This is a genomic window from Halomonas sp. 3H (assembly GCF_024206005.1).
Classification (GTDB): Bacteria; Pseudomonadota; Gammaproteobacteria; order Pseudomonadales; family Halomonadaceae; genus Halomonas; species Halomonas campaniensis.
Genome location: NZ_CP100360.1, coordinates 50,231 through 75,111, shown reverse-complemented (window position 1 = coordinate 75,111; position 24,881 = coordinate 50,231). Strand labels below are relative to the sequence as shown.

Genomic DNA, 24,881 nt, shown 5'->3' with positions numbered 1-24,881 from the left:
CGTCATGCAAGACAACGCCCTGGAACTCTTTGAGGTCTTTATCCGCTCCAAGCGCGGGCTCGACCACAAGCATGTCGGCAGCCTGCACTCCGAAGACCACGAACAGGCGCTGGAGTATGCCCGAGATGTCTATACACGTCGCAGCGAAGGCGTGAGCATCTGGGTGGTCAAGTCAAGCGACATCTGCGCCTCACAGGAGGACGACGCGGAAGACTTTTTCGATCCCAACGATGACAAACCCTATCGGCACGCGACTTATTACGAACTCCCCGATGCCGTCAACAACATGTAGCCGCTCAGGAGACTACGTAATGAGTGATACCCTCAAGGATGCCACCCTCGAATATGCGGTTCGCCTGGGCGATGACGCCAACGTCCTCGGTCACCGAATCTCCGAATGGGTCAGTCGCGGCCCCTTCCTGGAGGAAGACATCGCCTATGCCAACGTGGCGCTGGACTATATCGGTCGCGCCCGCATGTTTTATGGCTATGCGTCGGAGCTGGCCAACGATGGACGCACCGAGGACGATTTCGCCTATATGCGCGACGACCGTCAGTACCACAACCTGCTGCTGATGGAGATGCCGAGAGGAGACTTTGCCTACTCCCAGGTGCGGCAGCTGTTCATCGATGTCTACTACAACCTGCTGCTGCCCCAGCTCGCCGAGTCCAGAGACGGTACCCTGGCCGCCATCGCCGCCAAGGCGATCAAGGAGAGCCGCTATCACCTGCGCCGAAGCCGGGACTGGGTGCTGCGTCTGGGCGATGGCACCGAAGAGAGTCACCGACGCACCCAGGCCGCGGTGGACAGCCTGTGGGGATACACCCACGAGATGTTCGAGATGGACGAGACCGAGCGACTGCTGGCCGACAGCGGCATTGCCGTCGACACCACCAGGCTGCGTGACGAGTGGCACCGGCAGGTCAGCAGCATCCTCACGGAAGCGACCCTGAGCGTGCCGGAAGATGGCTGGGCAGTGCGCGGTGGGCGCATCGGCTATCACACCGAGAACCTGGGCCACCTGCTGACAGAAATGCAATTCGTACACCGCTCCTACCCTGGCTGCCAGTGGTAACCGCGTAACGGGTGCCCGATCATGAGTGCAATTTCATTGATGCCGGAAGAACATTATCACCGGCTAAGACAGCGTGACGCGTCCGAGGTCAAGGCGATCTGGGATCTGCTCGATGAGGTCAAGGATCCTGAAATACCGGTGTTGAGCATCTGGGATCTCGGGATCCTGCGTGATATCGAGCGTCGGGGTGAACACATTATCGTGACCATCACACCGACCTATTCCGGCTGCCCGGCAATGGATACCATTACCGAAGATATTGCGGCTGCCCTGAGCGCAAAAGGCTACAGCAGCCATGAAGTCAAGGTTCAGCTATCACCGGCCTGGAGTTCCGAATGGATGTCGCCGGAAGGGCGTCGAAAACTGCGCCACTATGGCGTCGCCCCCCCGGAAGATGCCGATGCCACCGAGGACGGCCTGACACCGGACGCCCATGCACTGTGCCCGCACTGTGGCTCGAGTGATACACGACTCCTCAGCGAATTCGGCTCCACTGCCTGCAAGGCACTGTTCCAGTGCCAGGCATGCAGGGAGACCTTCGATTATTTCAAGAAAATATAGGCTACGTGATGTCTGACACGAACTTCTATACGTTGAGAATCGCCGACGTCCAGCCGGAAACAGATACCGCCATCCGCGTGACCTTCGATGTTCCCGATGAGCTGAAGGAAACCTTCAACTTCATTCAGGGCCAGTTCCTGACGCTTCGGACCCGAATCGAGGGAGAGGAGGTGCGTCGCTCCTACTCCATCTGCTCCGGCGTCAATGACGGGCACATGAGAGTCGGGATAAAGCGCGTCAAGAACGGGGTGTTCTCCAACTTCGCCAACGACCATTTCAAGCGCGGCATGGAGATCGATGTCATGCCGCCCCAGGGGAACTTCCACACCCCGCTAGATCCCGAGAACGCCAAGCGCTACATGTGCATCGCCGCGGGTTCCGGCATCACACCGATCCTGTCCATCATCAAGTCGGTGCTCGACATGGAGCCCGAGAGCAGGGTGACGCTGATCTACGGCAACCGCCGCAGCAACTCGGTCATGTTCAAGGATGAGCTGAGCTTCGTGAAGAACCGCCACCTGGACCGCTTCCAGTGGATCAACATCATGAACTACGAGGACCAGGGAGCGGACCTTCTTAACGGCATCATCGACAACAGGAAAGGCTATGCCCTGCAGAAGAGCGGCCTGATCGATATCAGGAATACCGACGAGGCCTTTATCTGCGGCCCCGAGGCCATGATGGCTGAAGTCTCCCATGGCTTCCGCCTCGAGGGTCTGAGCAATGAGCAGATCCATTACGAACTCTTCGCCAACTCCGCGGCAGACTCCAAGAAGATGCTAGAGAAGGCACAGCAGCGCATCGCGGAATACGGTGAGGAGAAGACCAGCAAGGTCACCGTGGTCGCCGATGGCCGCTCGGTGATGTTCGACCTGGCCACGGTGGGCGAGAACATCCTGGACGCAGGCATTGCCAACGGCATGGACCTTCCCTACTCCTGCAAGGCGGGCGTCTGCTCCACCTGCAAGTGCAAGCTGGTCGTCGGCGAAGTGGATATGGACGTGACCCACGGCCTGGAAAAGCATGAGATCGAAGCGGGCTATGTGCTGAGCTGTCAGGCTCACCCCCTTTCCGATGAAGTGACCCTCGATTTCGATCGGCGCTGAGTCTGGCCGAGCCACCCGCCCCTCTCGATGCGCCCCCATTGCGCCCCGCTCTAGTCAGGGTGACTCACCGACGTGAGTCACCGGCCCACACCTTTCACTGGGAGAACACGTGATGTCCGTCCTTCAGAGTTTCATTGCCGGCCAGTGGCTGGGCGAAACGCCCGCCAGGGCGCTGCCCAGCGCCGTCAACGGCGATACCGTTGCCCATACCCATGAGGAATCCATCGACTTCGCCCAGGCGGTCGACTATGCCCGCCGCATCGGCGTGAAGAACCTCCTGGCGCTGGACTTCCAGCAGCGGGCCGCCATCCTCAAGGAACTGGCCATCTACATCCAGAGCCGCAAGGATGAGCTCTACGCGATCTCTCATCATACCGGCTGCACCAAGGCCGACTCCTGGATCGACATCGACGGCGGCTTCGGCACCCTGTTCACCTACGCCTCCACCGGCCGCAAGGAGCTGCCCTCCGGCAACGTGGCCCATGAAGGGCCCGTAACCCAGCTGGGCAAGGATAACCACTTCAACGGCACCCATATCCTGGTGCCCCGCCGTGGTGTTTCCGTGCACATCAACGCCTTCAACTTCCCCATCTGGGGGATGCTTGAGAAGTTCGCCCCGGCCTTCCTGGCGGGCATGCCCTGCATCGTCAAGCCGGCGACCGCCACCAGCTACCTCACGGAAGCCGCCGTGCGCGTCATCAACGATGCCGGCCTGCTGCCCGAGGGGGCCCTGCAGCTGATCATCGGCGGCACCGGCGACCTGCTGGACCGGCTGGAAGAGCAGGACTTCGTCACCTTCACCGGCTCTGCCAGCACCGCCCTGAAGCTCAAGAGCCACCCCAACCTCATGGCGAAGAGCATCCCCTTCAATGCCGAGGCGGACTCCCTCAACAGCGCCATCATGGCCCCGGACGTCACGCCGGATGACGACGAGTTCGATATCTTCGCCAGGGAAGTGGTGAAGGAGATGACCGCCAAGGCCGGCCAGAAGTGTACCGCCATCCGTCGCGTGCTGGTGCCGGCCGAGCGGCTGGATGCCCTGGTCGAGCGCCTCACGGAGCGCCTGGACAAGATCACCTTCGGCAATCCGGCCGAGGAGGGCGTGCGCATGGGCGCGCTCGCCTCCCGGGACCAGCTGAGGGACGTCACGGACGCCATCGAACGCCTGCTGGCCACCAGCGAATGCGTCTATGGCCGTACCGAGGGCCTCGAGCCCGTGGGGGAAGGCGTGGAGAACGGCGCCTATATCGCCCCCCACCTGCTGGTGAACCGCAACCCGCTGAACGATGGCGGCGCCCACGACATCGAGGCCTTCGGCCCGGTGGCGACCCTGATGCCCTACCATGGCATCGACGAGGCCCTGGCCCTCGCCGCCAAGGGCAAGGGCAGCCTGGTCACCACCCTGACCACCAGGGACCCGGCCATCGCCGCCGAGATGATCCCGGTGCTGGCCGCGCAGCATGGTCGCCTGCATATCCTCGATGCCGAAGCGTCCCGGGAGTCCACCGGACACGGCTCTCCGCTGCCGATGCTCAAGCATGGCGGCCCCGGTCGCGCCGGCGGCGGTGAAGAGCTCGGCGGCATTCGCGCGGTGCATCACTACCTGCAGCGCACCGCCATCCAGGGCTCGCCCACCATGGTCGCCGCGGTGACCCGTGAATACGTGCGTGGCGCCCGGGTGATCGAGAACGATGTCCACCCTTTCCGTCGTCACTTCGACGACCTGCAGGTGGGCGAGTCCCTGCTGACCCACCGCCGCACCGTCACCGAAGCCGACATCGTCAACTTCGGTTGCCTCTCCGGCGACCACTTCTACATGCACTTCGACGAGATCGCCGCCAAGGAGACCCAGTTCGGCCAGCGCATCGCCCACGGCTACTTCGTGCTCTCCGCCGCCGCCGGCCTGTTCGTCTACCCGGGTGAGGGCCCCGTCCTGGCCAACTACGGCCTCGACACCCTGCGATTCATCACCCCGGTAGCCATCGGCGACACCATCCGAGCGCGCCTCACCTGCAAGCGCAAGATCGACCAGGGCCGCACCTCCCCCGAGGGACACCCCCAGGGCGTGGTCATGTGGGACGTGGCGGTCACCAACCAGCACGACGAGCTGGTGGCCAGCTATGACATCCTGACACTGGTGGCGAAGCGCCAATAACCGCGACGCGCCCTCCCTGCCAAACCACCTGCCGGGGCCGCGGCCCCGGCCTTCGCATTCCATCCGACGACTCCCCTACATACGACGACCGCGCCCAGCCGAGAGAGGCTGGGTGCGGCCTCCTGCGTCTTATGCCGTCGCCGGTTCGGCCTCCCGGTCCCCGCGGCCCATGAAGGCCTCGGCGTTGGGGCAGAACCCGCGGCACGCCTCGGCCTCGGAGAAGGCGCGCATCGCCTGCCAGCAGCGGCCCACCTCGGAGCAGCGGTTGCAGGTTGCCTCCAGTCCGGCCAGCTCCTCCTCGGCGATGGCCGCCGGGTCCACCGCGAAGGTGGTCATCATCGCCGGCATCAGCACTTCGGAGGACCGGAAGTCGGCCACCCGGTGATCGTCGAGGCTGCGCGCCACCGCCTTCTCCAGCGGCGGACTGAGCGGCTGCTCCAGGTCCCGGGCCAGTTGCTCGAGTGCCTCGGGGGCGTGGCGGCGCAGCTCGCGAACGACCCGCTCGCCCTGAATATAATCTGACAGCCTCTCCATAACGCTCTCCTTTCTCTGGTATCACTTCATGGCATGCTGTCAGCTTAGTGTAAAGAAGAAGCCCCCGGGTTGACCGAGGTCAAACCGGGGGGCTTCTTGATACACTTTAAAAATTTTAAATCTATATATGGTGTCACTTATGTGGCCGCGCGCTGCCAAGCCCGGCGCCACGGGCGGCCCTCAATAGAGCAGCTGGGGCAGGAACAGCACGATCGCCGGGAATACCAGCACCAGCAGCGCCCGTATCGTACCGGCCACCCAGAACGGCGTCACGCCGCGGAAGATCGTCCCCGTGGAAACGTCCGGCAGCACCGCCCGCAGCACGAAGACGTTCATCCCCACCGGCGGCGTGATCAGGCTGATCTCGATCACGATCACCACCAGGATGCCGAACCACACCAGGTCGTAGCCCAGTCCCGCCACCACCGGGAAGAACACCGGCACCGTCAGCAGCAGCATCGACATGCTCTCGAACACGCAGCCCAGCACCACGTAGATGGCGATGATCGTCAGGATCACCACGAAGGGCGCCACGTTCAGCCCGTTGACCAGCGCCAGCAGATCATTGGGCAGCCCGGCCCGGTTGACGAAGTTGGCGAAGATCAGCGCCGTCAGCACCACCGCGAACAGCATCGCCGTGGTCCGCACCGTGTCCATCAGCACCGCCATCAGCACCCTGGGATTCAGCGCCCGGCGCATCAGGGCGATCAGGAAGGCGCCCATGGCGCCGATGCCGGCCGCCTCGGTGGGCGTGAACACCCCCAGGTAGATGCCGCCGATCACCAGCACGAACAGCGCCAGGGTGCTGCCCACGCTCTTCAGCGCATTGAGCCGCTCCGGCCACGGCACCTTCTCCGCCGCCGGGCCTGCCTCGGGGTCGCGCCACAGCACCCACTTCACCGCCCCCAGGTAGAGGAAGATCCCCAGGATGCCGGGAATGAAGCCCGCGGCGAACAGCTCGCGGATGCTGGTCTCGGTGAGGATGCCGTAGATCACCAGCATCACGCTCGGCGGGATCAGGATGCCCAGGGTGCCGCCGGCGGCGATCGAGGCCGCGGCCAGCGAGTCCTTGTAGCCGTACTTGCGCATCTGCGGCATGGCCACGCGCCCCATGGTGGCGCAGGTGGCCAGGCTCGAGCCGCAGATGGCGCTGAAGCCGCCGCAGGCGACGATGGTGGCCATCGCCTGGCCGCCCTTGCGGTGCCCCAGGAAGCCGTTGGAGGCCCGGAACAGCGCATCCGACAGCCCCGCATGGGAGACGAAGTTGCCCATCAGGATGAACAGCGGGATCACCGACAGCCCGTAGTCCATGGCGGTGTCCACCACCCGCCGCGCGGCCATCGCCTCGGCGGCGTTCCAGTTGCCGGTCAGGTAGTAGAAGCCCACGAAGCCCACGATGCCCATGGCGAACGCCAGCGGCACCCGCAGGAACACCAGCACCAGCAGCGCGGCAAAGCCGTAGAGTGCCTCAGTCATGGGGCCCTCCCCGTTCTGCAGAGGGACTCAGCGGGCCGCCCTGCGGGATCACCCTGACCCCTTCCAGCAGGTAGAGCACCGCCCGCGCCAGGGTCAGCAGCGCGGAGAGCGCGAGCATGATCGCGATCAGTCCGATCAGGTAGCCGTACGGGATGCGCAGGAATTCGGTCACGTCGCCCCACTCGAAGGCGCGCTCGGCCAGCGCCCAGACGCGCCGCGCCATCACCCACAGCGCCGCCGTCACCAGCAGGTTGACCAGCACCTCCCGCACCCAGATCAGCCGGGCAGGAAAGATCGCATCGAGCAGGTCCACGCTGATGTGCTCCTGGCGCCAGCACACCACCGGCAGCGACAGGAACACCAGCGCCGCCAGCATCAGCTGGGTCAGCTCCACGGCACCGAGGATCGGGGAGTTGAAGAAGTAGCGGCCGGTCACGTCTGCCGTGGTCAGCAGCATCATGCCGAAGAGGGTGGCACCGGCCACCCCCTCCAGCGTCAGCTGCAGACCCCGGCCGACGCGCGCGGCGCGGGTCGTCGGGGAATGCATGGTCGGTCGCCCTCCGTGTGGCGACGGGGGGACTTACTTGTAGTCGTCGGGCACCAGGTCACCCACGCTCTCTTCCTCGGCGGCAGCGGCGAGCTGCTCGCGGAAGAACTCGATGGCGGCCATGGCATCGACATCGCGGCTCGCGGAGACCGACTCGGCCCACGCCTCGATCATTTCATCGCTGATCCCGCGCAGGGTCTCGAGGTCGTCGTCGCCGAGCTCGGTGAAGGTGTGGCCCTGCTCCTCGGCGAAGTCGACACCGCGCACGTCGGAGACGTCCATCATGTAGCCGAACAGGCGCGACAGGCGCTCGCCGGAGACGGACTCGACCGCCTCGCGGTCCTCTGCCGACATCTGGTCCCAGATCATCGGGTTGACCACGATGGTGAAGCTGCCGCGATAGAAGCCGCCATCCACCTTGAGGGTGTAGGGGAAGATCTCGGCCACGCGGAAGCTGCGCAGCCCCTCGGGCACCAGCATCGCGCCGTCGATGACCCCCTGGGAGCCCGCCTCGTAGACGCCGGTGGGCGGCAGGGCCACGCCGGTCAGCTCCAGGGCGTTGGAGAGGTCACCCATCACGCCGCCGCCGACGCGGATGCGCTTGCCCTTCATGTCGTCGAGGGTCTCGTACTGCTCGCTGCTGAAGATCCAGCCCGGGCCGTGCACGCCGGCCGCCACCACGTCGACGCCGCGGTGCTCGCCGGCCTGCTCCAGGTGCTCCAGATGGGTGCGCCAGTAGGCGGCGGAGGCATTCTCGGAGGAGAAGTCCTCGAAGGTGGGGAATTCGGGAAGCTTGGTCAGCTCGAAGCGGCCGGTGTTGTAGCCGTGGAAGACCCAGGTGGCATCGGCGATGCCGTCGGCCACCATCTCCATCTGGGAGGCGGGCGGCCCCATGTCGTGCACCACCTCGACGGTCACGCGACCCTCGGTGGCCTCCTCGATCCAGGATTTCCAGGTCGGCCAGACCATGGTGTTGATGCCGTGGTTGGGGCCGGCCCAAGTGCTGACCGTGATGGTGGTCTGGGCCAGGGCGGACGTGCTCATGATGGCGGCTGTCAGGGTGCCGAGCATCAGGCCTGTTGTCTTGTTCATTGTTCAGTTCCTCCGTCGTCGCGGGCGGCTGGCGGTATCGTCGGGTGGCAGGGAACGGTTTCCGGGGCGATCAATGCGATACATCAATCTTCTTATACTCGCTAATCCAGGAAACACGTTCGGGCATACAATGCCCTTGCCACGCCCATGAACGCAACGCCATCACGACCAATAGCTAATACAACTTAAGTCGCATCCGGATAAAGAATATCTAAATCAATGGATTAAGGAAGGCAAGTGGAGTATGGGCAGGCGGCGAGACTGCACACGCCTCCCATGACAGATGACATTTTGCGTTACGCTACATAGCCTGCAAACAAAAAACCGGCAACATGTTCCCACCGGCCGCTCGGGCAACGGCCGCGAGGAGCGTCGTCAGGAAGGCCCCGGCAGGAAGAGAAAGGCGCCTCAGCCGATACGCTCGAGCTGGCGCTCGAGCTTGCGCATCACGTTGAGCAGGTCGCGATACTCACCGGCACTCAGGGTGGCCACCAGCTCGGCCTCCCAGGCCTGGGCCTCGGGCACCAGCTCGGCCAGCAGCGCCTGTCCCGCCGCGGTGAGGTGCAGGTCGTGCTGCCGCTGATCCTGCGGGGAGGGGGTGCGGGAGATCAGGCCGCGCTCCTCCAGGGCCTGGATCGCCCGCGAGACCCGCGCCTTGTCCATGTTCGTGTAGGCGCAGACCTTCTTCGCCGTCAGGTCGTCGCAGTGGCTGAGCCAGGCCAGCACCCGCCACTGGGCCACGTTGAGCTGGTAGCGCTCGGCATAGAGCTCGGCCAGGGACTGGCTGATCTGGTCCGCCAGGCGGTTGAGCCGATAGGGCAGGAACTGGTTGAGGTCCAGCTCCGCCCGGGGGGCCGACGCCGCCCCCTCACCGCCCGGGTGCCTGGCATCGAGCCCGGATTCCTCCATATTCATCGCAATTCTCCTCGGCGGCCTTCCCTCGGGCGGCCCTCAATAGAGCAGCTGGGGCAGGAACAGCACGATCGCCGGGAATACCAGCACCAGCAGCGCCCGTATCGTACCGGCCACCCAGAACGGCGTCACGCCGCGGAAGATCGTCCCCGTGGAAACGTCCGGCAGCACCGCCCGCAGCACGAAGACGTTCATCCCCACCGGCGGCGTGATCAGGCTGATCTCGATCACGATCACCACCAGGATGCCGAACCACACCAGGTCGTAGCCCAGTCCCGCCACCACCGGGAAGAACACCGGCACCGTCAGCAGCAGCATCGACATGCTCTCGAACACGCAGCCCAGCACCACGTAGATGGCGATGATCGTCAGGATCACCACGAAGGGCGCCACGTTCAGCCCGTTGACCAGCGCCAGCAGATCATTGGGCAGCCCGGCCCGGTTGACGAAGTTGGCGAAGATCAGCGCCGTCAGCACCACCGCGAACAGCATCGCCGTGGTCCGCACCGTGTCCATCAGCACCGCCATCAGCACCCTGGGATTCAGCGCCCGGCGCATCAGGGCGATCAGGAAGGCGCCCATGGCGCCGATGCCGGCCGCCTCGGTGGGCGTGAACACCCCCAGGTAGATGCCGCCGATCACCAGCACGAACAGCGCCAGGGTGCTGCCCACGCTCTTCAGCGCATTGAGCCGCTCCGGCCACGGCACCTTCTCCGCCGCCGGGCCTGCCTCGGGGTCGCGCCACAGCACCCACTTCACCGCCCCCAGGTAGAGGAAGATCCCCAGGATGCCGGGAATGAAGCCCGCGGCGAACAGCTCGCGGATGCTGGTCTCGGTGAGGATGCCGTAGATCACCAGCATCACGCTCGGCGGGATCAGGATGCCCAGGGTGCCGCCGGCGGCGATCGAGGCCGCGGCCAGCGAGTCCTTGTAGCCGTACTTGCGCATCTGCGGCATGGCCACGCGCCCCATGGTGGCGCAGGTGGCCAGGCTCGAGCCGCAGATGGCGCTGAAGCCGCCGCAGGCGACGATGGTGGCCATCGCCTGGCCGCCCTTGCGGTGCCCCAGGAAGCCGTTGGAGGCCCGGAACAGCGCATCCGACAGCCCCGCATGGGAGACGAAGTTGCCCATCAGGATGAACAGCGGGATCACCGACAGCCCGTAGTCCATGGCGGTGTCCACCACCCGCCGCGCGGCCATCGCCTCGGCGGCGTTCCAGTTGCCGGTCAGGTAGTAGAAGCCCACGAAGCCCACGATGCCCATGGCGAACGCCAGCGGCACCCGCAGGAACACCAGCACCAGCAGCGCGGCAAAGCCGTAGAGTGCCTCAGTCATGGGGCCCTCCCCGTTCTGCAGAGGGACTCAGCGGGCCGCCCTGCGGGATCACCCTGACCCCTTCCAGCAGGTAGAGCACCGCCCGCGCCAGGGTCAGCAGCGCGGAGAGCGCGAGCATGATCGCGATCAGTCCGATCAGGTAGCCGTACGGGATGCGCAGGAATTCGGTCACGTCGCCCCACTCGAAGGCGCGCTCGGCCAGCGCCCAGACGCGCCGCGCCATCACCCACAGCGCCGCCGTCACCAGCAGGTTGACCAGCACCTCCCGCACCCAGATCAGCCGGGCAGGAAAGATCGCATCGAGCAGGTCCACGCTGATGTGCTCCTGGCGCCAGCACACCACCGGCAGCGACAGGAACACCAGCGCCGCCAGCATCAGCTGGGTCAGCTCCACGGCACCGAGGATCGGGGAGTTGAAGAAGTAGCGGCCGGTCACGTCTGCCGTGGTCAGCAGCATCATGCCGAAGAGGGTGGCACCGGCCACCCCCTCCAGCGTCAGCTGCAGACCCCGGCCGACGCGTGGCCAGAGGAGTGCTGAAGTCGACATGGGTCGGGTTCGCTCCTGATCGTCACGGGTGATTGTTATGGTCGCCACCTTGCCGGCTGACAGTCTCCTGTGCAACTAGTTTGCAACATGAGGCACTTAGACTTAGGTCGAAAAATCCAGGAAAAACGTTGATCTGCAGCAGAATTTTGCGGTCTCCCGGCTACACGGTCGGCGATGAATCACACAGCAAGCTGGACATATAGTTTCAATAGCAACTATGCTCGCCCCACAAAGCTCGTCCAGACAAGCATCTCATCCTTACAACAGCAGCGCGTCGCCAGCGCGTGACGACCCCGACGACACCGGAGGATCCATGAGCAAGAAGTTCGCGTCCCACGCCGATACCGAAGAGAAGCAGGTCAGCTTCACCAAGCTGGCCGAGGGCCTCTATGCCTATACCGCCGAGGGCGACCCCAATACCGGCATCGTGATCGGCGATGACAGCGTGATGGTGATCGATACCCAGGCCACCCCAATCATGGCCCAGGACGTGATCCGCCGGATCCGCGAGGTCACCGACCTGCCGATCAAGCACGTGGTGCTGACCCACTACCACGCCGTGCGCGTGCTGGGCGCCTCCGCCTACGACGCCGAGAACATCATCGCCAGCCAGCACACCTACGACCTGATCGTCGAGCGCGGCCAGCAGGACTACGAGTCCGAGGTCGGCCGCTTCCCGCGCCTCTTCCAGGGCGTCGACTCCGTGCCCGGCCTGACCTGGCCGAACATCGTCTTCCAGAAGGAGCTGACGGTGTTCATGGGCAAGCGCGAGGTGCGCATCATCCACCTGGGCCGCGGCCACACCAAGGGCGACACCATCGTCTGGCTGCCCGAGGAGAAGGTGATGTTCTCCGGCGACCTGGTGGAGTATGGCGCCACCCCCTACACCGGCGACGCCTACCACGAGTACTGGCCCGCCACCCTGGATCGCCTGCAGGCCATGAGCCCCCAGAAGCTGGTGCCGGGCCGCGGCGACGCCCTGCAGACCCCCGAGAAGTGCCAGGAGGCCATCCAGGGCACCCGCGACTTCCTCGCCGACATGTACGAGAGCGTCAAGGCGGGCAAGGCCGCCGGCAAGTCCCTCTCCGAGTGCTACGCCGAGACCTACGCCCTGCTCAAGCCGAAGTATGGCCACTGGGTGATCTTCGATCACTGCGTGCCCTTCGACATCACCCGCTGCTACGACGAGGCGGGCGGCGAGTACCCGGATCCACGCATCTGGACCGCCGAACGCGACACCGCCATGTGGCACTCGCTGCAGGAAGTGGTCGAGAACCAGTAACGCTCTGCATTCCCAACGTTCGAGACGCGCGGCGCCGGGGACAGGCCTGAAGAGGGTCCGATTCCAGGGAAGGAATCGGTAGCGCCCAGGGAGGGGTTCGCAGCGCCCTCGCACAGGCCTGTCACCGGAAACAGCCGCGGTCGGAGGAACCATGCCAACGACCTACAACAATCCCGTCTACCCCTACCGACGCCCCGCCGAGCTCGACAGCAACGAGGTTCGCCACTGCCCGGTGGTGATCGTCGGCGCCGGCCCCTCGGGCCTGGCCGCGGCCATCGACCTGGCCCAGCAGGGCATCGAGAGCGTGGTCCTGGACGACAACAACACCGTCAGCGTGGGATCCCGCGCCATCTGCTTCGCCAAGCGCACCCTGGAGATCCTCGACCGCCTCGGCTGTGCCCAGCCCATGCTCGACAAGGGCGTGACCTGGCAGCACGGCCGCGTCTTCTTCCAGGAGCGCGAGGTCTACGACTTCAACCTGCTGCCCGAGGCGGGCCATCGCGCCCCGGCCTTCATCAACCTGCAGCAGTACTACTTCGAGGAGTACCTGGTCGACCGCGCCGAGGCGCTGGCCGAGCGGATCGACCTGCGCTGGCTGCACAAGGTGGTCGAGGTCGAGGCCCGGCCCGAGCGCACCGCGATCACCGTTACCACCCAGGACGGCGACTACCGCCTGACCTGCGACTACCTGCTGGTGGCCGACGGCGCCAACAGCAGGATCCGCGACATGCTGGGCCTGGAGAGCCGTGGCCAGGTGTTCCAGGACCGCTTCCTCATCGCCGACGTGATCATGAAGGCCGACTTCCCCACCGAACGCTGGTTCTGGTTCGACCCGCCCTTCCATCCCAACCAATCGGTGCTGCTGCACCGCCAGCCTGACAACGTCTGGCGCATCGACTTCCAGCTGGGCTGGGACGCCGACCCGGAGGAGGAGAAGAAGGAGGAGAACATCCGTCCCCGCGTCCAGGCGATGCTCGGCGAGGAGGTGGAGTTCGACCTCGAGTGGGCCAGCGTCTACACCTTCCGCTGCCGCAAGATGGACGACTTCATCCACCACCGGGTGGTGTTCATGGGCGACGCCGCCCATCAGGTCTCACCCTTCGGCGCCCGGGGGGCCAACGGCGCCCTGCAGAGCACCGAGAACCTGGCCTGGAAGCTGGCGCGGATCCTCAAGGGCCAGGCCCCCGAGGCGCTGCTGGCCACCTACAACACCGAGCGCCAGCTCGGCGCGGCGGAGAACATCCTCAACTCCACCCGGGCCACCGACTTCATCACCCCCAAGAGCCGCGTCAGCCGGCTGTTCCGCGACGTGACCCTGGAACTGGCCGAGCACTACCCCTTCGCCCGGCGCCTGGTCAACAGCGGCCGCCTCTCCCTGCCCTGTCGCTATGACGGCTCGCCCCTCAACGGTCCCGACGCCGAGGGCTATCCGGCCGAGCTGCGCCCCGGCAGCCCCGCCAAGGACGCCCCCGTGCGCCTGGACGACGAAGCGGCCTGGCTGCTCAACCGGTTCGGCGACCGCTTCGTGCTGCTGCTCGATGGCCGCATCGACACCGTCCGCGCCGAAGCCCTTGCCGCGGAGCTGGGCGCGCTCCTGGCCCGCCAGGACGACCTCGACCTGGTGATCGTCGGCCCGGCGCCCGACCCCCTCGCCGCCCTGCCGCGCACCACCCTGGTGGAGGACACCGAGGGGCTGGTCGGCGAGCGCTATGGCCTAACCGCCGGGAGCGGCTACCTGCTGCGCCCCGACCAGCACGTCGCCGCCCGCTGGCACGCCATCAGTGCCACCGCAGTGGAAGACGCCCTGGCCCGCGCCCTGGGCGCCCATCTCGACGCGACCACCGACGCCACCACCCAGGGAGGCCGCCATGCCACGGCTTGAGCTGAATCCGAACTTCACCGACCCGGACGCCTTCTACGCCGCGCTGACCGAGACGCACCGCGAGCGCAGCGAGGCCGAAAGCGAACGCATCAACGCCCGGCTGATCCTGCTGCTGGCCAACCATGTCGGCGACCAGCGGGTGCTCGAGGAGGCCCTGGCCATCGCCGCCCAGGCCGCCGGGCCCGCCCAACAACAACAGCGCTGAACAGAGGAAATTCCCATGACCACCGATACACTCCAGTACCAGAGCGGCTTCCGTAACCACTTCGCCACCGAGGCGCTGCCCGGCGCCCTGCCGGAGGGTCAGAACTCGCCACAGCGCTGCGCCTACGGCCTCTATGCCGAGCAGTACACCGGCTCGGCCTTCACCGCACCGCGCCACCAGAACCTGCGCAGCTGGTTCTACCGCATTCGCCCCTCGGTCCTGCAGAGCGCCTACCGCCCGCTGCCGGACAAGCCGGTGGCCACCGCCCCGCTGGCCCGGCCGGCCGCCGACCCCAACCAGATGCGCTGGGACCCGGTCCCGGTGCCCACCGAGCCCACCGATTTCGTCGACGGCCTGCTGACCATCGCGGTCAACGGCGATGCCGGGTCCCAGGCCGGGGTGGGGGTGCACGTCTACGCCTTCAACCGGGACATGACCGAGCGCTTCTTCTACAGCGCCGACGGCGAGCTCTTGATCGTGCCCCAGCTGGGCACCCTGCGGCTGCGCACCGAGTTCGGCGAGCTGGAGGTCGCCAACGGCGAGATCGCCGTGATCCCCCGCGGCATCAAGTTCCAGGTGCGCCTGGGCGAGGGCGCCGATGCCGCCCGCGGCTATCTCTGCGAGAACTACGGCAGCCCCCTGGAGCTGCCGGGTCTCGGCCCCATCGGCGCCAACGGCCTGGCCAACCCCCGCGACTTCCAGAGCCCGGTGGCGGCTTACGAGGACCTGCAGGGCGACTTCAGCCTGGTGGCCAAGTTCTCCGGCCGCTTCTGGGAGACCCGGCTCGGTCACTCGCCGCTGGACGTGGTGGCCTGGCACGGCAACGTCGCGCCCTACAAGTACAACCTGGCCCACTTCAACACCATCAACACCGTGAGCTTCGACCACCCGGACCCCTCGATCTTCACCGTGCTGACCTCGGCCTCCGACACCCCGGGGATGGCCAACCTCGACTTCGTGATCTTCCCGCCGCGCTGGATGGTGGCCGAGAACACCTTCCGCCCGCCCTACTTCCATCGCAACCTGATGAGCGAGTTCATGGGCCTGATCCACGGCGAGTATGACGCCAAGGCGGAGGGCTTCCTGCCCGGCGGCGCCAGCCTGCACAACTGCATGTCGCCCCACGGCCCGGATGCCGACACCTTCGAGAAGGCCTCGAATGCCGAGCTGGCCCCGCAGTACCAGGGCGCCACCATGGCCTTCATGTTCGAGAGCCGCTACGTCTACCATCCCACCGAGGCGGCGCTGGACGCCGACTTCCGCCAGCGCGACTACGTGGACGTCTGGTCGACCCTGCGTTCGCATTTCGACCCGAACCAGCCTTGAGCCAAGAGAACACCACCTAGAGTGACGACGGGGTCGCTGCGCGGCCCCGCCCCCGACGACAAGGATTGAACGCCCATGAAACTGGCCACCCTCAAGAACGGACGCGACGGTGAACTGATCATCGTCTCCCGGGACCTCTCCCGGGGTGTCTCCGCCACCGATATCGCCCCGACCCTGCAGCAGGCCATCGAGGCCTGGGACGCGCTGAGCCCGACGCTCGAGGCCCGCTATGCCGAGCTCAACGACGGCCGCGCCGAGGGCGCCTTCGACCTGGACCAGGGCCAGCTGCACTCGCCGCTGCCGCGCAGCTACCACTGGGCCGACGGCTCCGCCTACCTGAACCACGTCAAGCTGGTGCGCCAGGCGCGCAACGCCGAGATGCCCGAGACCTTCTGGACCGACCCGCTGATGTACCAGGGCGGCGGCGACAAGTTTCTCGCCCCCACCGAGGACATCGAGGCGGTCAGCGAGGAGCACGGCATCGACTTCGAGGGCGAGATCGCCGTGATCACCGACGACGTGCCCATGGCGGTGACCCCCGAGCAGGCGGCCGGCCACATCAAGCTGGTGATGCTGGTCAACGACGTCAGCCTGCGCGGCCTGATCCCCGGCGAGCTGGCCAAGGGCTTCGGCTTCTTCCAGGCCAAGCCCGCCTCCGCCTTCTCGCCCATTGCGGTGACCCCGGACGAGCTGGGCGACGCCTGGCAGGACGGCCGCGTCCACCTGCCGCTGACCGTGCACTTGAACGGCGAGACGTTCGGCGTGCCCGAGGCCGGCCCCGACATGATCTTCGGCTTCCCGGAGCTCATCGCCCACGCGGCGAAGACCCGCTACCTGGGCGCCGGCGCCATCGTCGGCTCGGGCACCGTCTCCAACCCGGACGCCGACGGCGGCCCCGGCAAGCCGATCAGCGAGGGCGGCGTGGGCTACAGCTGCCTGGCCGAGGTCCGCATGGTGGAGCAGATCCTGCACGGCCAGGTGAAGACCCCCTTCATGCGCTTCGGCGACCGGGTGCGCATCGAGATGTTCGACCGCGAGGGCAGGAGCATCTTCGGCGCCATCGACCAGCAGGTGGTGAAGTACCAGCCCTGAGGCATCAAACCAAGCAAGGAGGCCGCATGACCACGCTATACGGCTACTTCCGCTCCTCGGCCGCCTACCGGGTGCGCATCGCCCTGAATCTCAAGGGCCTGGCCCATGACCAGGCCCCGGTCAACCTGGTCAAGGGTGAGCAGCGCGGTGAGGCCAACCTCGACCGCCACCCCCAGGGGCTGGTGCCCAGCCTGGTGACGGACGACGGCCTGGTGCTCACCCAGTCGCTGGCGATCTGCGAGTACCTGGACGAGGTGCATCCCGACCCGGCCCTGCTGCCGGAAGACCCCGCCGGCCGCGCCCGGGTACGCGCCCTGGCCCAGCTCATCGCCTGCGAGATCCACCCGCTCAACAACCTGCGGGTGCTCAAGTACCTGGTGGGCGAGCTGGGGGCGGACGAGGCGGCCAAGCTGGCCTGGTACCGCCACTGGGTCGCCGAGGGCTTCCGGGCCCTGGAGGCGATGCTGTCGCGGGAGGCCGGCAGCGGCGACTTCTGCCACGGCGACACCCCGACCCTGGCGGATCTCTGCCTGGTGCCCCAGGTGTTCAACGCCGAACGCTTCGAGTGCGACCTCTCGCCCTATCCGCGGATCCGGCGCATCACCGCCAACTGCCGGGCCCTGGACGCCTTCGCCCAGGCCGCGCCGGGGGCGCAACCCGACGCCGGCTGATCTAGAATAAGCAGGCTAATGATAAGCGGGCGCCTCTCCCCCCGGGGGAGGCGCCCGCCTCGCGTTCCCGAGCCTTTCACCAACCCGAGAGGCCCCACAGCAGAAGGAACATCGGGTGCTGAAGCTGACCTCCCCCGCCACGGTGGTGACCCTGGCCGCGCTGACCGCGCTGGGCCCCCTGGCCACCGACATGTACCTGCCCGCCATGCCGGCCATGGCCGAGGCGCTGGGCACCGGCCCCGATAGGGTGCAGCTGACCCTCAGCCTCTACATGGCCGGCTTCGCCATGGCCCAGCTGCTCTGCGGCCCGGTCTCGGACCGCTTCGGCCGCCGCCCGGTGATGATCGCCGGGATTGCCCTGTTCCTGGCGGCAAGCCTGCTCTGCGCCCTGGCGCCGACCATCGAGTGGCTGCTGGTCGGCCGCTTCCTGCAGGCCTTCGGCGGCGCCGCCGGCCCGGTGCTGGGGCGCGCCGCGGTGCGCGACATCCACGGCCCCCTGGAGGCCGGACGCATCCTCTCCTACATGGCCAGCACCATGGCGCTGGCCCCGGCCCTGGCCCCGGTGGTGGGGGCGGGACTACTGCTGTTCTTCGGCTGGGAGTCGGTGTTCGTGGTGCTGGCGCTCTATGCCGCGGTGATGCTCGCCGTGCTGGTGCTGCTGCTGCCGGAACCGCTGCCCCGGGAGCGCCGCCAGTCGATCGCCCCGCGGGCGATACTGGCCAATTTCCGGCGACTGATGGGCCAGCGCGCCTTCGTCGGCTATACGCTGGTCAACGCCGCGGCCTTCTCGGGGCTCTTCGCCTACCTCTCGGGCTCGTCGTTCGTGCTGATCGAGTACCTGGGCGTGGCACCGACCCTCTACGGCGCCCTCTTCACCCTGATCGTGGCGGGCTTCTTCGCCGGCACCCTGGTCAGCGGCCGCTACAGCCACCGCCTGGGCCGCGACCGGCTGATCACCCGCGGCACCCTGCTCTGTGCCGTCGGCGGCACGACGATGGCCGGCCTGGCCACCCTCGGCGTGCACGCCCCCTGGGCGGTGGTGGGCCCGCACATGGTGTTCATGCTGGGGGTGGGCATCCTGATGCCCCAGACCATGGCCGGCGCCCTGGCCCCCAACCCCCAGTGCGCCGGCGCGGCCTCGTCGCTGTTCGGCTTCCTGCAGATGACCATCGCCGCCGTGGTGGGCGGCCTGGTGGGCCAGTTCCACGACGGCAGCACGCGCACCCTGGCCCTGACCATCGGCCTGATGGGGCTGCTGTCGCTGGCCAGCCACCTGCTGCTGGTGCGCCGCCGCGCCGAGTCGGCCGAACGCTGCCCGGCCGGCGAGGGCTAAGGGCTAAGGGCTAAGTGCTAAGGGCAGGCACAGGGCTCTAGCCTCGCCCGGGCGGGGCGGAGCCGACAGGCCGCAATGCACAAGGCCACCATGCAGAAGGCCACGCAATGCGTGGCCTTCTGCGTGACCGGCGCAAGGCGATCAGGCCGCCTCGGCGGCGATGGTCACCGGCCGCCCCTGGCGCAGCTCCTCCAGCAGCCGCGCGCGGCGCTCGGCGGCCTTCTCCGCCGCCGCCTCGCGCACCGGGCCGAAGCCGCGGATCTCCTCGGGCAGCCTGGCCAGCGCCAGGGCGGTGGCGTGGGTGCCGGCATCGAGGCGCGCCACCAGTTCGTCGAGCAGCGCCTCGTACTCCGCCAGCAGCCGGCGATCCAGCTTGCGGTCGGCGCTGAAGCGGAAGGGGTCGAAGGGGCCGTTGCGCAGGCCGCGCAGCCGGGCCAGCCCCTTCATGGCCTTGAGCATCCAGGGCCCGAAGCGGCGCTTCACCGGGTGGCCACGGGCATCCCTGCGGCCGGCCAGCAGCGGCGGCGCCAGGTGAAAGGTCAGCTTGTAGTCGCCGCCGAAGGTGGCCTCGAGCTCGGCGAGGAAGTCGCTCTCGGTGTAGAGGCGCGCCACCTCGTATTCGTCCTTGCAGGCCATCAGCCGGTAGAGCTGGGTGGCCACCGCCTCGGTCAGGGACTCGTCGGCGCCGAGACGGGCCTCCGCTTCGCGCATCCGGGCCACCTTCGCCACGTAGCGCTCGGCGTAGGCGCGGTCCTGGTAGCGCGTAAGCCTCCGCGCGTTGCGGGCGATCACCTCGTCCAGGGAGGCATCGCCGGTCAGGGGAGTATCGTCAAGGCGACGCTGCAGGTAACCGGGCTCCACCGCGGCCAGTCGACCCCAGGCGAAGGCGCGCTGGTTCTTCTCGATGGCCACGCCGTTGAGCTCGATGGCGCGCTTGAGCGCCGCCTCGCTCACCGGCAGCAGGCCCTGCTGCCAGGCGAAGCCCAGCATCATGACGTTGGAGAAGACGGTGTCCCCCAGCAGCTGCTCCGCCAGGCGGTTGGCGTCCAGGGTGGCGAAATTGGCCTCGCCCACGGCGTCGCGCAGCAGCGCCAGGCGCTGGTCCGCCTGCATGTCGGCGTCCCGGTAGAGCACGTGGTCGGCGGTGGCCAGCTCGGCCAGGTTGGCCACCACCCGGGTGGTGTCGGCCTTCAGCACGTCGAGGGCCTTCCGCGAGCTCGCCACCACCATGTCGCAGGCGATCACGGCGTCGGCCTGGCCCGCCTCGATACGCACCTGGTGGAGATCGGCAGGCCTGGGCGCCAGGCGCACGTAGCTCAGCACGGTGCCGCCCTTCTGGGCGAAGCCCATGAAGTCCAGCACGCTGGTGCCCCGCCCCTCCAGATGGGCGGCCATGGTGATCAGCTGGCCCACGGTGACCACGCCGGTGCCGCCGACGCCGCCCACCAGCAGGTCATAGGGTCGGGTGAGCAGCGGGGCCTGGGGCAGCGGCAGCGCCTTCACCCGGCGCCAGAAGGCCTCGTCGACGGCCACCCCCTGGCCCTTGCGCAGCTCGCCGCCTTCCACGGTGACGAAGCTGGGGCAGAAGCCGCCCACGCAGGACATGTCCTTGTTGCAGGAGGACTGATCGATCCGGCGCTTGCGGCCGAGCTCGGTCTCCCGGGGCACCACGGAGAGGCAGTTGGACTGCACCGAGCAGTCGCCGCACCCCTCGCAGACGTGGTGGTTGATGAAGACGCGCCGGGCCGGGTCCTCCATCAGGCCGCGCTTGCGGCGGCGGCGCTTCTCGGCGGCGCACACCTGGTCGTAGATCAGCACGCTGCAGCCGGGGATCTCGCGCAGCTCCCGCTGCAGGGCGTCCATCTCGTCGCGGTGGTGGAAGGTCACGCCTTTCGGGAACTGGCCCCGGTGGCCGCGGTACTTCCCGGGCTCGTCGCTGACCACCGCGATGCGCTTAACCCCCTCGGCGGCGGAGCTCTGGGCGATCATCGGCACGGTGATCTGGCCGTCCACCGGCTGGCCGCCGGTCATGGCCACGGCGTCGTTGAAGAGCACCTTGTAGGTGATGTTGACCCCGGCGGCCACCGCCTGGCGGACCGCCATGGAGCCGGAGTGGAACCAGGTGCCCTCGCCCAGGTTCTGGAACACGTGGCCGTTGCCGGTGAAGCGGCTCTTGCCCACCCAGTTCACCCCCTCGCCGCCCATCTGGATCAGCGATTCGGTGTTGCGCCCCATCCAGGAGGCCATGAAGTGGCAGCCGATGCCGGCCAGCGCCTTGCTGCCCTCCGGCACCTGGGTGGAGCTGTTGTGGGGGCAGCCGGAGCAGAAGTAGGGCAGGCGGCGCACGCCGCCCAGCTCGCGGGCCTCGGCGCGGCAGCGGTCCAGCTTGGAAAGGCGCTCCTGCAGGTCGATGCCGAAGAAGCGCTCCAGCCGCTCGGCCACGTAGCCGGCCAGCAAGCGCGGGCTCAGCTCGCCCACGTAGGGGATCAGCGGGCGGCCCGCCTCGTCCTGCTTGCCGGTGATCAGCACCTCGCCGGGGCGGTCCGGCTCGGACATGTACTCCTTGATCTGGCTCTCGATGATGCCGCGCTTCTCCTCGATGACCAGCACCTCCTGCTTGGGGTGCACGAACTCGAGGATGCCGCGGCGATGCAGCGGCCACACCATGCCCACCTTGTAGAGCTCCACCCCCAGCTCACGCAGCTCCCGCTCACCGAGCCCCAGCAGCCGCAACGCCTCCATCAGGTCCAGGTGCCCCTTGCCGGTGGTGACGATGCCGAAGCGCGCCTCCTCGTTGGCATAGAGGCGCCGGTCGATGGGGTTGGCGGTGGCGAAGGCCTGCACCGCCGCCAGCTTGTGCTCGATGCGGGTCTCCAGCTGGGGCCCGGGCAGGTCCGGCCAGCGGTAGTGGAGGCCATCCGCCGGGGGCGTGAACTCCGGCGGCTCGAACTCGGGCAGCGGCGTGGCCTCCACGGAGGCCCCGCTCTCCACCGTCTCGGAGACCGCCTTGAAGCCGACCCAGCAGCCCGAGAAGCGCGACAGCGCAAAGCCCCACAGGCCGAACGCCTCGTACTCGGCCAGGGACGCCGGGTTCACGACCGGCATGAACCAGGCCATGAAGGCCACGTCGGACTGGTGGGGCATCGAGGAGGAGACACAGCCGTGGTCGTCGCCGGCCACCACCAGCACGCCGCCGTTGGGGGAGCTGCCGTAGGCGTTGCCATGCTTCAGGGCGTCGCCGGCGCGATCCACGCCGGGCCCCTTGCCGTACCAGAGGCCGAAGACTCCCTCGACCTGCCGGTCCGGATCGGTCTCCACCTGCTGGCAGCCGAGCATCATGGTGGCCGCCAGGTCCTCGTTGATGGCCGGCACGAATTCGATGTTGGCCTCGGTAAGGGCCTCCCTGGCCTGCCACAGGGCCTGGTCGACGCCGCCCAGGGGCGAGCCGCGGTAGCCGCTGATCAGGCCCGCGGTGCGGCGGCCGTCGCGGCGGTCCAGCGCGGCCTGGCGCAGGGTGATGCGCACCAGCGCCTGGGTGCCGGTGAGGAAGATGCGCCCGGTGTCGCGGGTATAGCGGTCGGCCAGGGTATAGTCGTCGAGCGTGCCGTCGAGGGCATCGCCCGGGACGACGGCGGGGGTGTGAGCGTTCATGGTCGCCACCTCGGTCAAGGGTTAGTTATCGTTGTATGCTGCGAAGTCTAGACCCGATGGCGATAAAGGTGCTTTCGAAATCAATCGGTTAAGCACTTCTTCATGAAACAGGCTTTCTTTTTATTACTAGTAGCGCAATGATCTTTCCTATAACGACAAGACGTGAAATGCCCCCATGCAAGACGACCAGCTCGATGGCCACGACCGCCGCATCCTGAAGGTGCTCCAGCGACAGGGCCGCATCACCAACCAGGAGCTCGCCGAACAGATCGGCCTCTCCCCCGCGGCCTGCTGGCGACGGGTCAAGGCGCTGGAGGCCAGCGGCGTGATCAAGCGCTTCGCCGCCCTGGTGGATCCGGCCCGGGTCGGCCAGCCGCTCTGTGCCCTGGTGATGATCACCCTGCGCCGCCACAGCCTCGACAGCACCACCGACTTCGAAGAGCGGGTCACCCGGTACCCGGAGGTGCTGCAGTGCTACGCCACCACCGGCAACGCCGACTTCGTGCTGCGGGTGGTGATCGAGGACATGGCCGCCTACGACCGCTTCCTCAACGAGAAGCTCTTCACCCTGCCGGGCATCTCCCAGGTCCACTCCAACTTCGTGCTGCGCGCGATCAAGGACGAGACCGCCATCCCCATGCCCTGACCCGGATACCCCATGCCCCCCACGAACACCCGCGTGATCCTGCTGCTGGCCCTGGCCGGCTTCGCCAGCATGGCCGCCATGCGCGTCACCGATGCCATGCTGCCGGCGCTGTCCCGGGCCTTCGAGCGGCCGGTGGCGGACGTGGCCCAGAACATCACCGTCTTCGCCATCGCCTACGGCCTGATGCAGCTCTGCTATGGCCCGCTGGGGGATCGCTACGGCACCCTGCGGGTGATCGGCCTGGCCACCCTCGCCTGCGCGCTCGGCGCCCTCGGCTCGGCGCTGGCCGGCTCGCTCTCTTCCCTGCTGCTGTTCCGCACCCTGACCGGGGCCACCGCCGCGGCGATCATCCCGCTCTCCATGGCCTGGGTCGGCAACAACGTCGGCTATGCGGCGCGCCAGGTAACCCTGGCCCACATGCTCTCGGGAGCGGTGATGGGGCTGATCACCGGCCAGGTGATGGGCGGGCTGCTCGCCGACACCCTGGGCTGGCAGGCCGCCTTCCTGGTGCTGGCGCTGCTCTTCCTGCTCGCCGGGGGCCTCTTGACCGGCGCGGTGCTGCGCGAGCCGGCGCTGGCGCCGCCGGGAGAGGCCAGCGGGGGCATCGCCTTTTTGGCGCGGCTCTCCGGGGTGCTGGCCATCCCCCGCGCCCGGCAGATCCTCGCGCTGGTGTTCCTGGAAGGGATCGCCGCCTTCGGCGCCCTGGCCTTCGCGGCGAGCCACCTGCACGAGCGGCTCGGGGTCTCGCTGACCGTGGCGGGGCTGCTGGTGGCGCTGTTCGGGGTCGGCGGGCTGCTCTTCGCCGCCCTGGCCAGGCCCCTGGTGAATCGCCTGGGCGAGCCGGGGCTGGCCGCCCTTGGCGGCACCCTGATGGGCGCGGGGTTCTGCCTGCTGGCGCTGGCGCCGGGGCCTGGCCTTGCGGCCGGGGGCGCCTTCGCCGCGGGGCTCGGCTTCTACATGATGCACAGCACCCTGCAGACCAACGCCACCCAGATGGCGCCCGCCGCCCGTGGCACGGCCATGGCGGTGTTCGCCGGCTGCCTGTTCCTCGGCCAGTCGGTGGGGGTGAGCCTCGGCGCCCTGGTGCTGCGCCTGGCCGGCAGCGGCGTGCTGCTGGCGCTGGCCGGCGCCTGGCTGCTGGTGCTGGGTATCGCGTTCGCCTGGCGGCTGCGGCGCTGGCAAACGAAACCCGGCGCCGAGGCGCCGGGTAGCGAAGAATCGCCCGAGGTCCGATAGCCCGAGGCGCGGTCGCCCTAGTCGAGGGTCGCCCCCTGCCGGGCCTCCTCGATGGCGGCCATCACCTGGTCCACATCGGGCACGCGGTGGGCCAGGGCCAGCGCCAGCTGGGCCAGGAAGTGGCTCTCCTCGGCTTCCGGCAGCGCATCCAGGGTCGTGGCCAGGTGCTCGTAGACCTTCTCGAGATCATCAAAGGGCAGCGTCGGTGCGGTCATG

23 protein-coding genes are annotated in these 24,881 nt (G+C 67.6%); 14 read left to right on the top strand and 9 right to left on the bottom strand.

Features of this window, described 5'->3' with window-relative positions:
- Positions 1 to 4: 4 nt before the first annotated feature.
- The 5 genes from paaB to paaZ all read left to right on the top strand — a co-directional run bounded on the left by paaB (position 5) and on the right by paaZ (position 4,898).
- Complete coding sequence (gene paaB / locus NFC98_RS00340) at positions 5 to 292, top strand: 1,2-phenylacetyl-CoA epoxidase subunit PaaB (RefSeq protein ID WP_183330839.1); 288 nt, start codon at positions 5 to 7, stop codon at positions 290 to 292.
- 19 nt (positions 293 to 311) lie between these two features.
- The gene (gene paaC, locus NFC98_RS00335; protein WP_254276294.1) at positions 312 to 1,076 is read left to right on the top strand and encodes a 1,2-phenylacetyl-CoA epoxidase subunit PaaC; all 765 of its coding nucleotides are present in this window, start codon (positions 312 to 314) and stop codon (positions 1,074 to 1,076) included.
- A gap of 21 nt (positions 1,077 to 1,097) precedes the next feature.
- Positions 1,098 to 1,637 carry a 1,2-phenylacetyl-CoA epoxidase subunit PaaD gene (paaD, locus tag NFC98_RS00330; protein WP_254276293.1) on the top strand — a complete coding sequence of 180 codons (540 nt, stop codon included), beginning with the start codon at positions 1,098 to 1,100 and terminating at the stop codon, positions 1,635 to 1,637.
- Positions 1,638 to 1,645: 8 nt separating this feature from the next.
- Positions 1,646 to 2,743 carry a 1,2-phenylacetyl-CoA epoxidase subunit PaaE gene (gene paaE, locus NFC98_RS00325; protein ID WP_254276292.1) on the top strand — a complete coding sequence of 366 codons (1,098 nt, stop codon included), beginning with the start codon at positions 1,646 to 1,648 and terminating at the stop codon, positions 2,741 to 2,743.
- A 112-nt stretch (positions 2,744 to 2,855) separates the two neighbouring features.
- Positions 2,856 to 4,898, top strand: a complete 2,043-nt coding sequence (paaZ, locus tag NFC98_RS00320; protein WP_254276291.1) for a phenylacetic acid degradation bifunctional protein PaaZ — start codon at positions 2,856 to 2,858, stop codon at positions 4,896 to 4,898.
- A gap of 129 nt (positions 4,899 to 5,027) precedes the next feature.
- Here the strand turns inward: paaZ and NFC98_RS00315 are convergent, their stop codons facing one another.
- The 7 genes from NFC98_RS00315 to NFC98_RS00285 all read right to left on the bottom strand — a co-directional run bounded on the left by NFC98_RS00315 (position 5,028) and on the right by NFC98_RS00285 (position 11,341).
- Positions 5,028 to 5,432 (bottom strand): hypothetical protein, encoded by a 405-nt coding sequence (locus tag NFC98_RS00315; protein ID WP_254276290.1) that lies wholly within the window; start codon positions 5,430 to 5,432, stop codon positions 5,028 to 5,030.
- 180 nt (positions 5,433 to 5,612) lie between these two features.
- Complete coding sequence (locus tag NFC98_RS00310) at positions 5,613 to 6,908, bottom strand: TRAP transporter large permease (protein ID WP_254276286.1); 1,296 nt, start codon at positions 6,906 to 6,908, stop codon at positions 5,613 to 5,615.
- Entirely contained in the window at positions 6,901 to 7,455 is a 555-nt protein-coding gene (locus NFC98_RS00305) for a TRAP transporter small permease (protein WP_254276289.1), read from the bottom strand. Before NFC98_RS00305 ends, NFC98_RS00310 begins: the two co-directional genes overlap by 8 nt.
- Before the next feature lie 33 nt (positions 7,456 to 7,488).
- Positions 7,489 to 8,547, bottom strand: coding sequence for a TRAP transporter substrate-binding protein (locus NFC98_RS00300; RefSeq protein WP_254276288.1), 1,059 nt, complete (start codon positions 8,545 to 8,547; stop codon positions 7,489 to 7,491).
- A gap of 408 nt (positions 8,548 to 8,955) precedes the next feature.
- Positions 8,956 to 9,462 carry a MarR family winged helix-turn-helix transcriptional regulator gene (locus NFC98_RS00295; protein ID WP_254276287.1) on the bottom strand — a complete coding sequence of 169 codons (507 nt, stop codon included), beginning with the start codon at positions 9,460 to 9,462 and terminating at the stop codon, positions 8,956 to 8,958.
- 36 nt (positions 9,463 to 9,498) lie between these two features.
- Complete coding sequence (locus NFC98_RS00290) at positions 9,499 to 10,794, bottom strand: TRAP transporter large permease (RefSeq protein WP_254276286.1); 1,296 nt, start codon at positions 10,792 to 10,794, stop codon at positions 9,499 to 9,501.
- Positions 10,787 to 11,341, bottom strand: coding sequence for a TRAP transporter small permease (locus NFC98_RS00285; RefSeq protein ID WP_254276285.1), 555 nt, complete (start codon positions 11,339 to 11,341; stop codon positions 10,787 to 10,789). Before NFC98_RS00285 ends, NFC98_RS00290 begins: the two co-directional genes overlap by 8 nt.
- Before the next feature lie 313 nt (positions 11,342 to 11,654).
- Here NFC98_RS00285 and NFC98_RS00280 point away from each other — a divergent pair, with 313 nt between their 5' ends.
- From NFC98_RS00280 to NFC98_RS00250, 7 genes are all read left to right on the top strand, one after another.
- Entirely contained in the window at positions 11,655 to 12,623 is a 969-nt protein-coding gene (locus NFC98_RS00280; RefSeq protein WP_254276284.1) for an MBL fold metallo-hydrolase, read from the top strand.
- A gap of 151 nt (positions 12,624 to 12,774) precedes the next feature.
- Complete coding sequence (locus tag NFC98_RS00275) at positions 12,775 to 14,505, top strand: FAD-dependent oxidoreductase (RefSeq protein ID WP_254276283.1); 1,731 nt, start codon at positions 12,775 to 12,777, stop codon at positions 14,503 to 14,505.
- Positions 14,492 to 14,710: a DUF2783 domain-containing protein gene (locus NFC98_RS00270; RefSeq protein WP_254276282.1), complete on the top strand. Its 219-nt coding sequence runs from the start codon at positions 14,492 to 14,494 to the stop codon at positions 14,708 to 14,710. The genes NFC98_RS00275 and NFC98_RS00270 overlap by 14 nt, the downstream gene beginning before the upstream one ends.
- Before the next feature lie 15 nt (positions 14,711 to 14,725).
- Positions 14,726 to 16,036, top strand: a complete 1,311-nt coding sequence (hmgA, locus tag NFC98_RS00265; protein WP_254276281.1) for a homogentisate 1,2-dioxygenase — start codon at positions 14,726 to 14,728, stop codon at positions 16,034 to 16,036.
- A 75-nt stretch (positions 16,037 to 16,111) separates the two neighbouring features.
- Complete coding sequence (locus tag NFC98_RS00260; protein ID WP_254276280.1) at positions 16,112 to 17,128, top strand: fumarylacetoacetate hydrolase family protein; 1,017 nt, start codon at positions 16,112 to 16,114, stop codon at positions 17,126 to 17,128.
- Between the two features lie 26 nt (positions 17,129 to 17,154).
- Positions 17,155 to 17,799 carry a maleylacetoacetate isomerase gene (maiA, locus tag NFC98_RS00255; RefSeq protein ID WP_254276279.1) on the top strand — a complete coding sequence of 215 codons (645 nt, stop codon included), beginning with the start codon at positions 17,155 to 17,157 and terminating at the stop codon, positions 17,797 to 17,799.
- A 115-nt stretch (positions 17,800 to 17,914) separates the two neighbouring features.
- On the top strand, positions 17,915 to 19,132 hold the full coding sequence (locus tag NFC98_RS00250; protein WP_254276278.1) for a multidrug effflux MFS transporter: 1,218 nt from the start codon (positions 17,915 to 17,917) through the stop codon (positions 19,130 to 19,132).
- 141 nt (positions 19,133 to 19,273) lie between these two features.
- On the opposite strand, the gene NFC98_RS00245 is transcribed toward NFC98_RS00250, so the two are convergent.
- Positions 19,274 to 22,783: an indolepyruvate ferredoxin oxidoreductase family protein gene (locus NFC98_RS00245; protein WP_254276277.1), complete on the bottom strand. Its 3,510-nt coding sequence runs from the start codon at positions 22,781 to 22,783 to the stop codon at positions 19,274 to 19,276.
- Between the two features lie 175 nt (positions 22,784 to 22,958).
- Between NFC98_RS00245 and NFC98_RS00240 the strand changes: the two genes are divergently transcribed.
- Positions 22,959 to 23,429 (top strand): Lrp/AsnC family transcriptional regulator, encoded by a 471-nt coding sequence (locus tag NFC98_RS00240; RefSeq protein WP_183329847.1) that lies wholly within the window; start codon positions 22,959 to 22,961, stop codon positions 23,427 to 23,429.
- 12 nt (positions 23,430 to 23,441) lie between these two features.
- On the top strand, positions 23,442 to 24,665 hold the full coding sequence (locus NFC98_RS00235) for an MFS transporter (RefSeq protein WP_254276276.1): 1,224 nt from the start codon (positions 23,442 to 23,444) through the stop codon (positions 24,663 to 24,665).
- A 17-nt stretch (positions 24,666 to 24,682) separates the two neighbouring features.
- On the opposite strand, the gene NFC98_RS00230 is transcribed toward NFC98_RS00235, so the two are convergent.
- Positions 24,683 to 24,880 carry a hypothetical protein gene (locus NFC98_RS00230; RefSeq protein WP_254276275.1) on the bottom strand — a complete coding sequence of 66 codons (198 nt, stop codon included), beginning with the start codon at positions 24,878 to 24,880 and terminating at the stop codon, positions 24,683 to 24,685.
- Position 24,881 lies beyond the last annotated feature (1 nt).

Coding starts and splice junctions, on each gene's coding strand:
- NFC98_RS00275 (WP_254276283.1), top strand. CDS start 12,775: ATGCCAACGACCTACAACAATCCCGTCTACCCCTACCGACGCCCCGCC.
- NFC98_RS00295 (WP_254276287.1), bottom strand. CDS start 9,462: ATGAATATGGAGGAATCCGGGCTCGATGCCAGGCACCCGGGCGGTGAG.
- NFC98_RS00270 (WP_254276282.1), top strand. CDS start 14,492: ATGCCACGGCTTGAGCTGAATCCGAACTTCACCGACCCGGACGCCTTC.
- NFC98_RS00290 (WP_254276286.1), bottom strand. CDS start 10,794: ATGACTGAGGCACTCTACGGCTTTGCCGCGCTGCTGGTGCTGGTGTTC.
- NFC98_RS00280 (WP_254276284.1), top strand. CDS start 11,655: ATGAGCAAGAAGTTCGCGTCCCACGCCGATACCGAAGAGAAGCAGGTC.
- paaE (WP_254276292.1), top strand. CDS start 1,646: ATGTCTGACACGAACTTCTATACGTTGAGAATCGCCGACGTCCAGCCG.
- NFC98_RS00285 (WP_254276285.1), bottom strand. CDS start 11,341: ATGTCGACTTCAGCACTCCTCTGGCCACGCGTCGGCCGGGGTCTGCAG.
- NFC98_RS00260 (WP_254276280.1), top strand. CDS start 16,112: ATGAAACTGGCCACCCTCAAGAACGGACGCGACGGTGAACTGATCATC.
- NFC98_RS00300 (WP_254276288.1), bottom strand. CDS start 8,547: ATGAACAAGACAACAGGCCTGATGCTCGGCACCCTGACAGCCGCCATC.
- NFC98_RS00245 (WP_254276277.1), bottom strand. CDS start 22,783: ATGAACGCTCACACCCCCGCCGTCGTCCCGGGCGATGCCCTCGACGGC.
- paaZ (WP_254276291.1), top strand. CDS start 2,856: ATGTCCGTCCTTCAGAGTTTCATTGCCGGCCAGTGGCTGGGCGAAACG.
- NFC98_RS00230 (WP_254276275.1), bottom strand. CDS start 24,880: ATGACCGCACCGACGCTGCCCTTTGATGATCTCGAGAAGGTCTACGAG.
- hmgA (WP_254276281.1), top strand. CDS start 14,726: ATGACCACCGATACACTCCAGTACCAGAGCGGCTTCCGTAACCACTTC.
- paaB (WP_183330839.1), top strand. CDS start 5: ATGCAAGACAACGCCCTGGAACTCTTTGAGGTCTTTATCCGCTCCAAG.
- maiA (WP_254276279.1), top strand. CDS start 17,155: ATGACCACGCTATACGGCTACTTCCGCTCCTCGGCCGCCTACCGGGTG.
- NFC98_RS00235 (WP_254276276.1), top strand. CDS start 23,442: ATGCCCCCCACGAACACCCGCGTGATCCTGCTGCTGGCCCTGGCCGGC.
- NFC98_RS00310 (WP_254276286.1), bottom strand. CDS start 6,908: ATGACTGAGGCACTCTACGGCTTTGCCGCGCTGCTGGTGCTGGTGTTC.
- NFC98_RS00305 (WP_254276289.1), bottom strand. CDS start 7,455: ATGCATTCCCCGACGACCCGCGCCGCGCGCGTCGGCCGGGGTCTGCAG.
- NFC98_RS00240 (WP_183329847.1), top strand. CDS start 22,959: ATGCAAGACGACCAGCTCGATGGCCACGACCGCCGCATCCTGAAGGTG.
- NFC98_RS00315 (WP_254276290.1), bottom strand. CDS start 5,432: ATGGAGAGGCTGTCAGATTATATTCAGGGCGAGCGGGTCGTTCGCGAG.
- paaD (WP_254276293.1), top strand. CDS start 1,098: ATGAGTGCAATTTCATTGATGCCGGAAGAACATTATCACCGGCTAAGA.
- paaC (WP_254276294.1), top strand. CDS start 312: ATGAGTGATACCCTCAAGGATGCCACCCTCGAATATGCGGTTCGCCTG.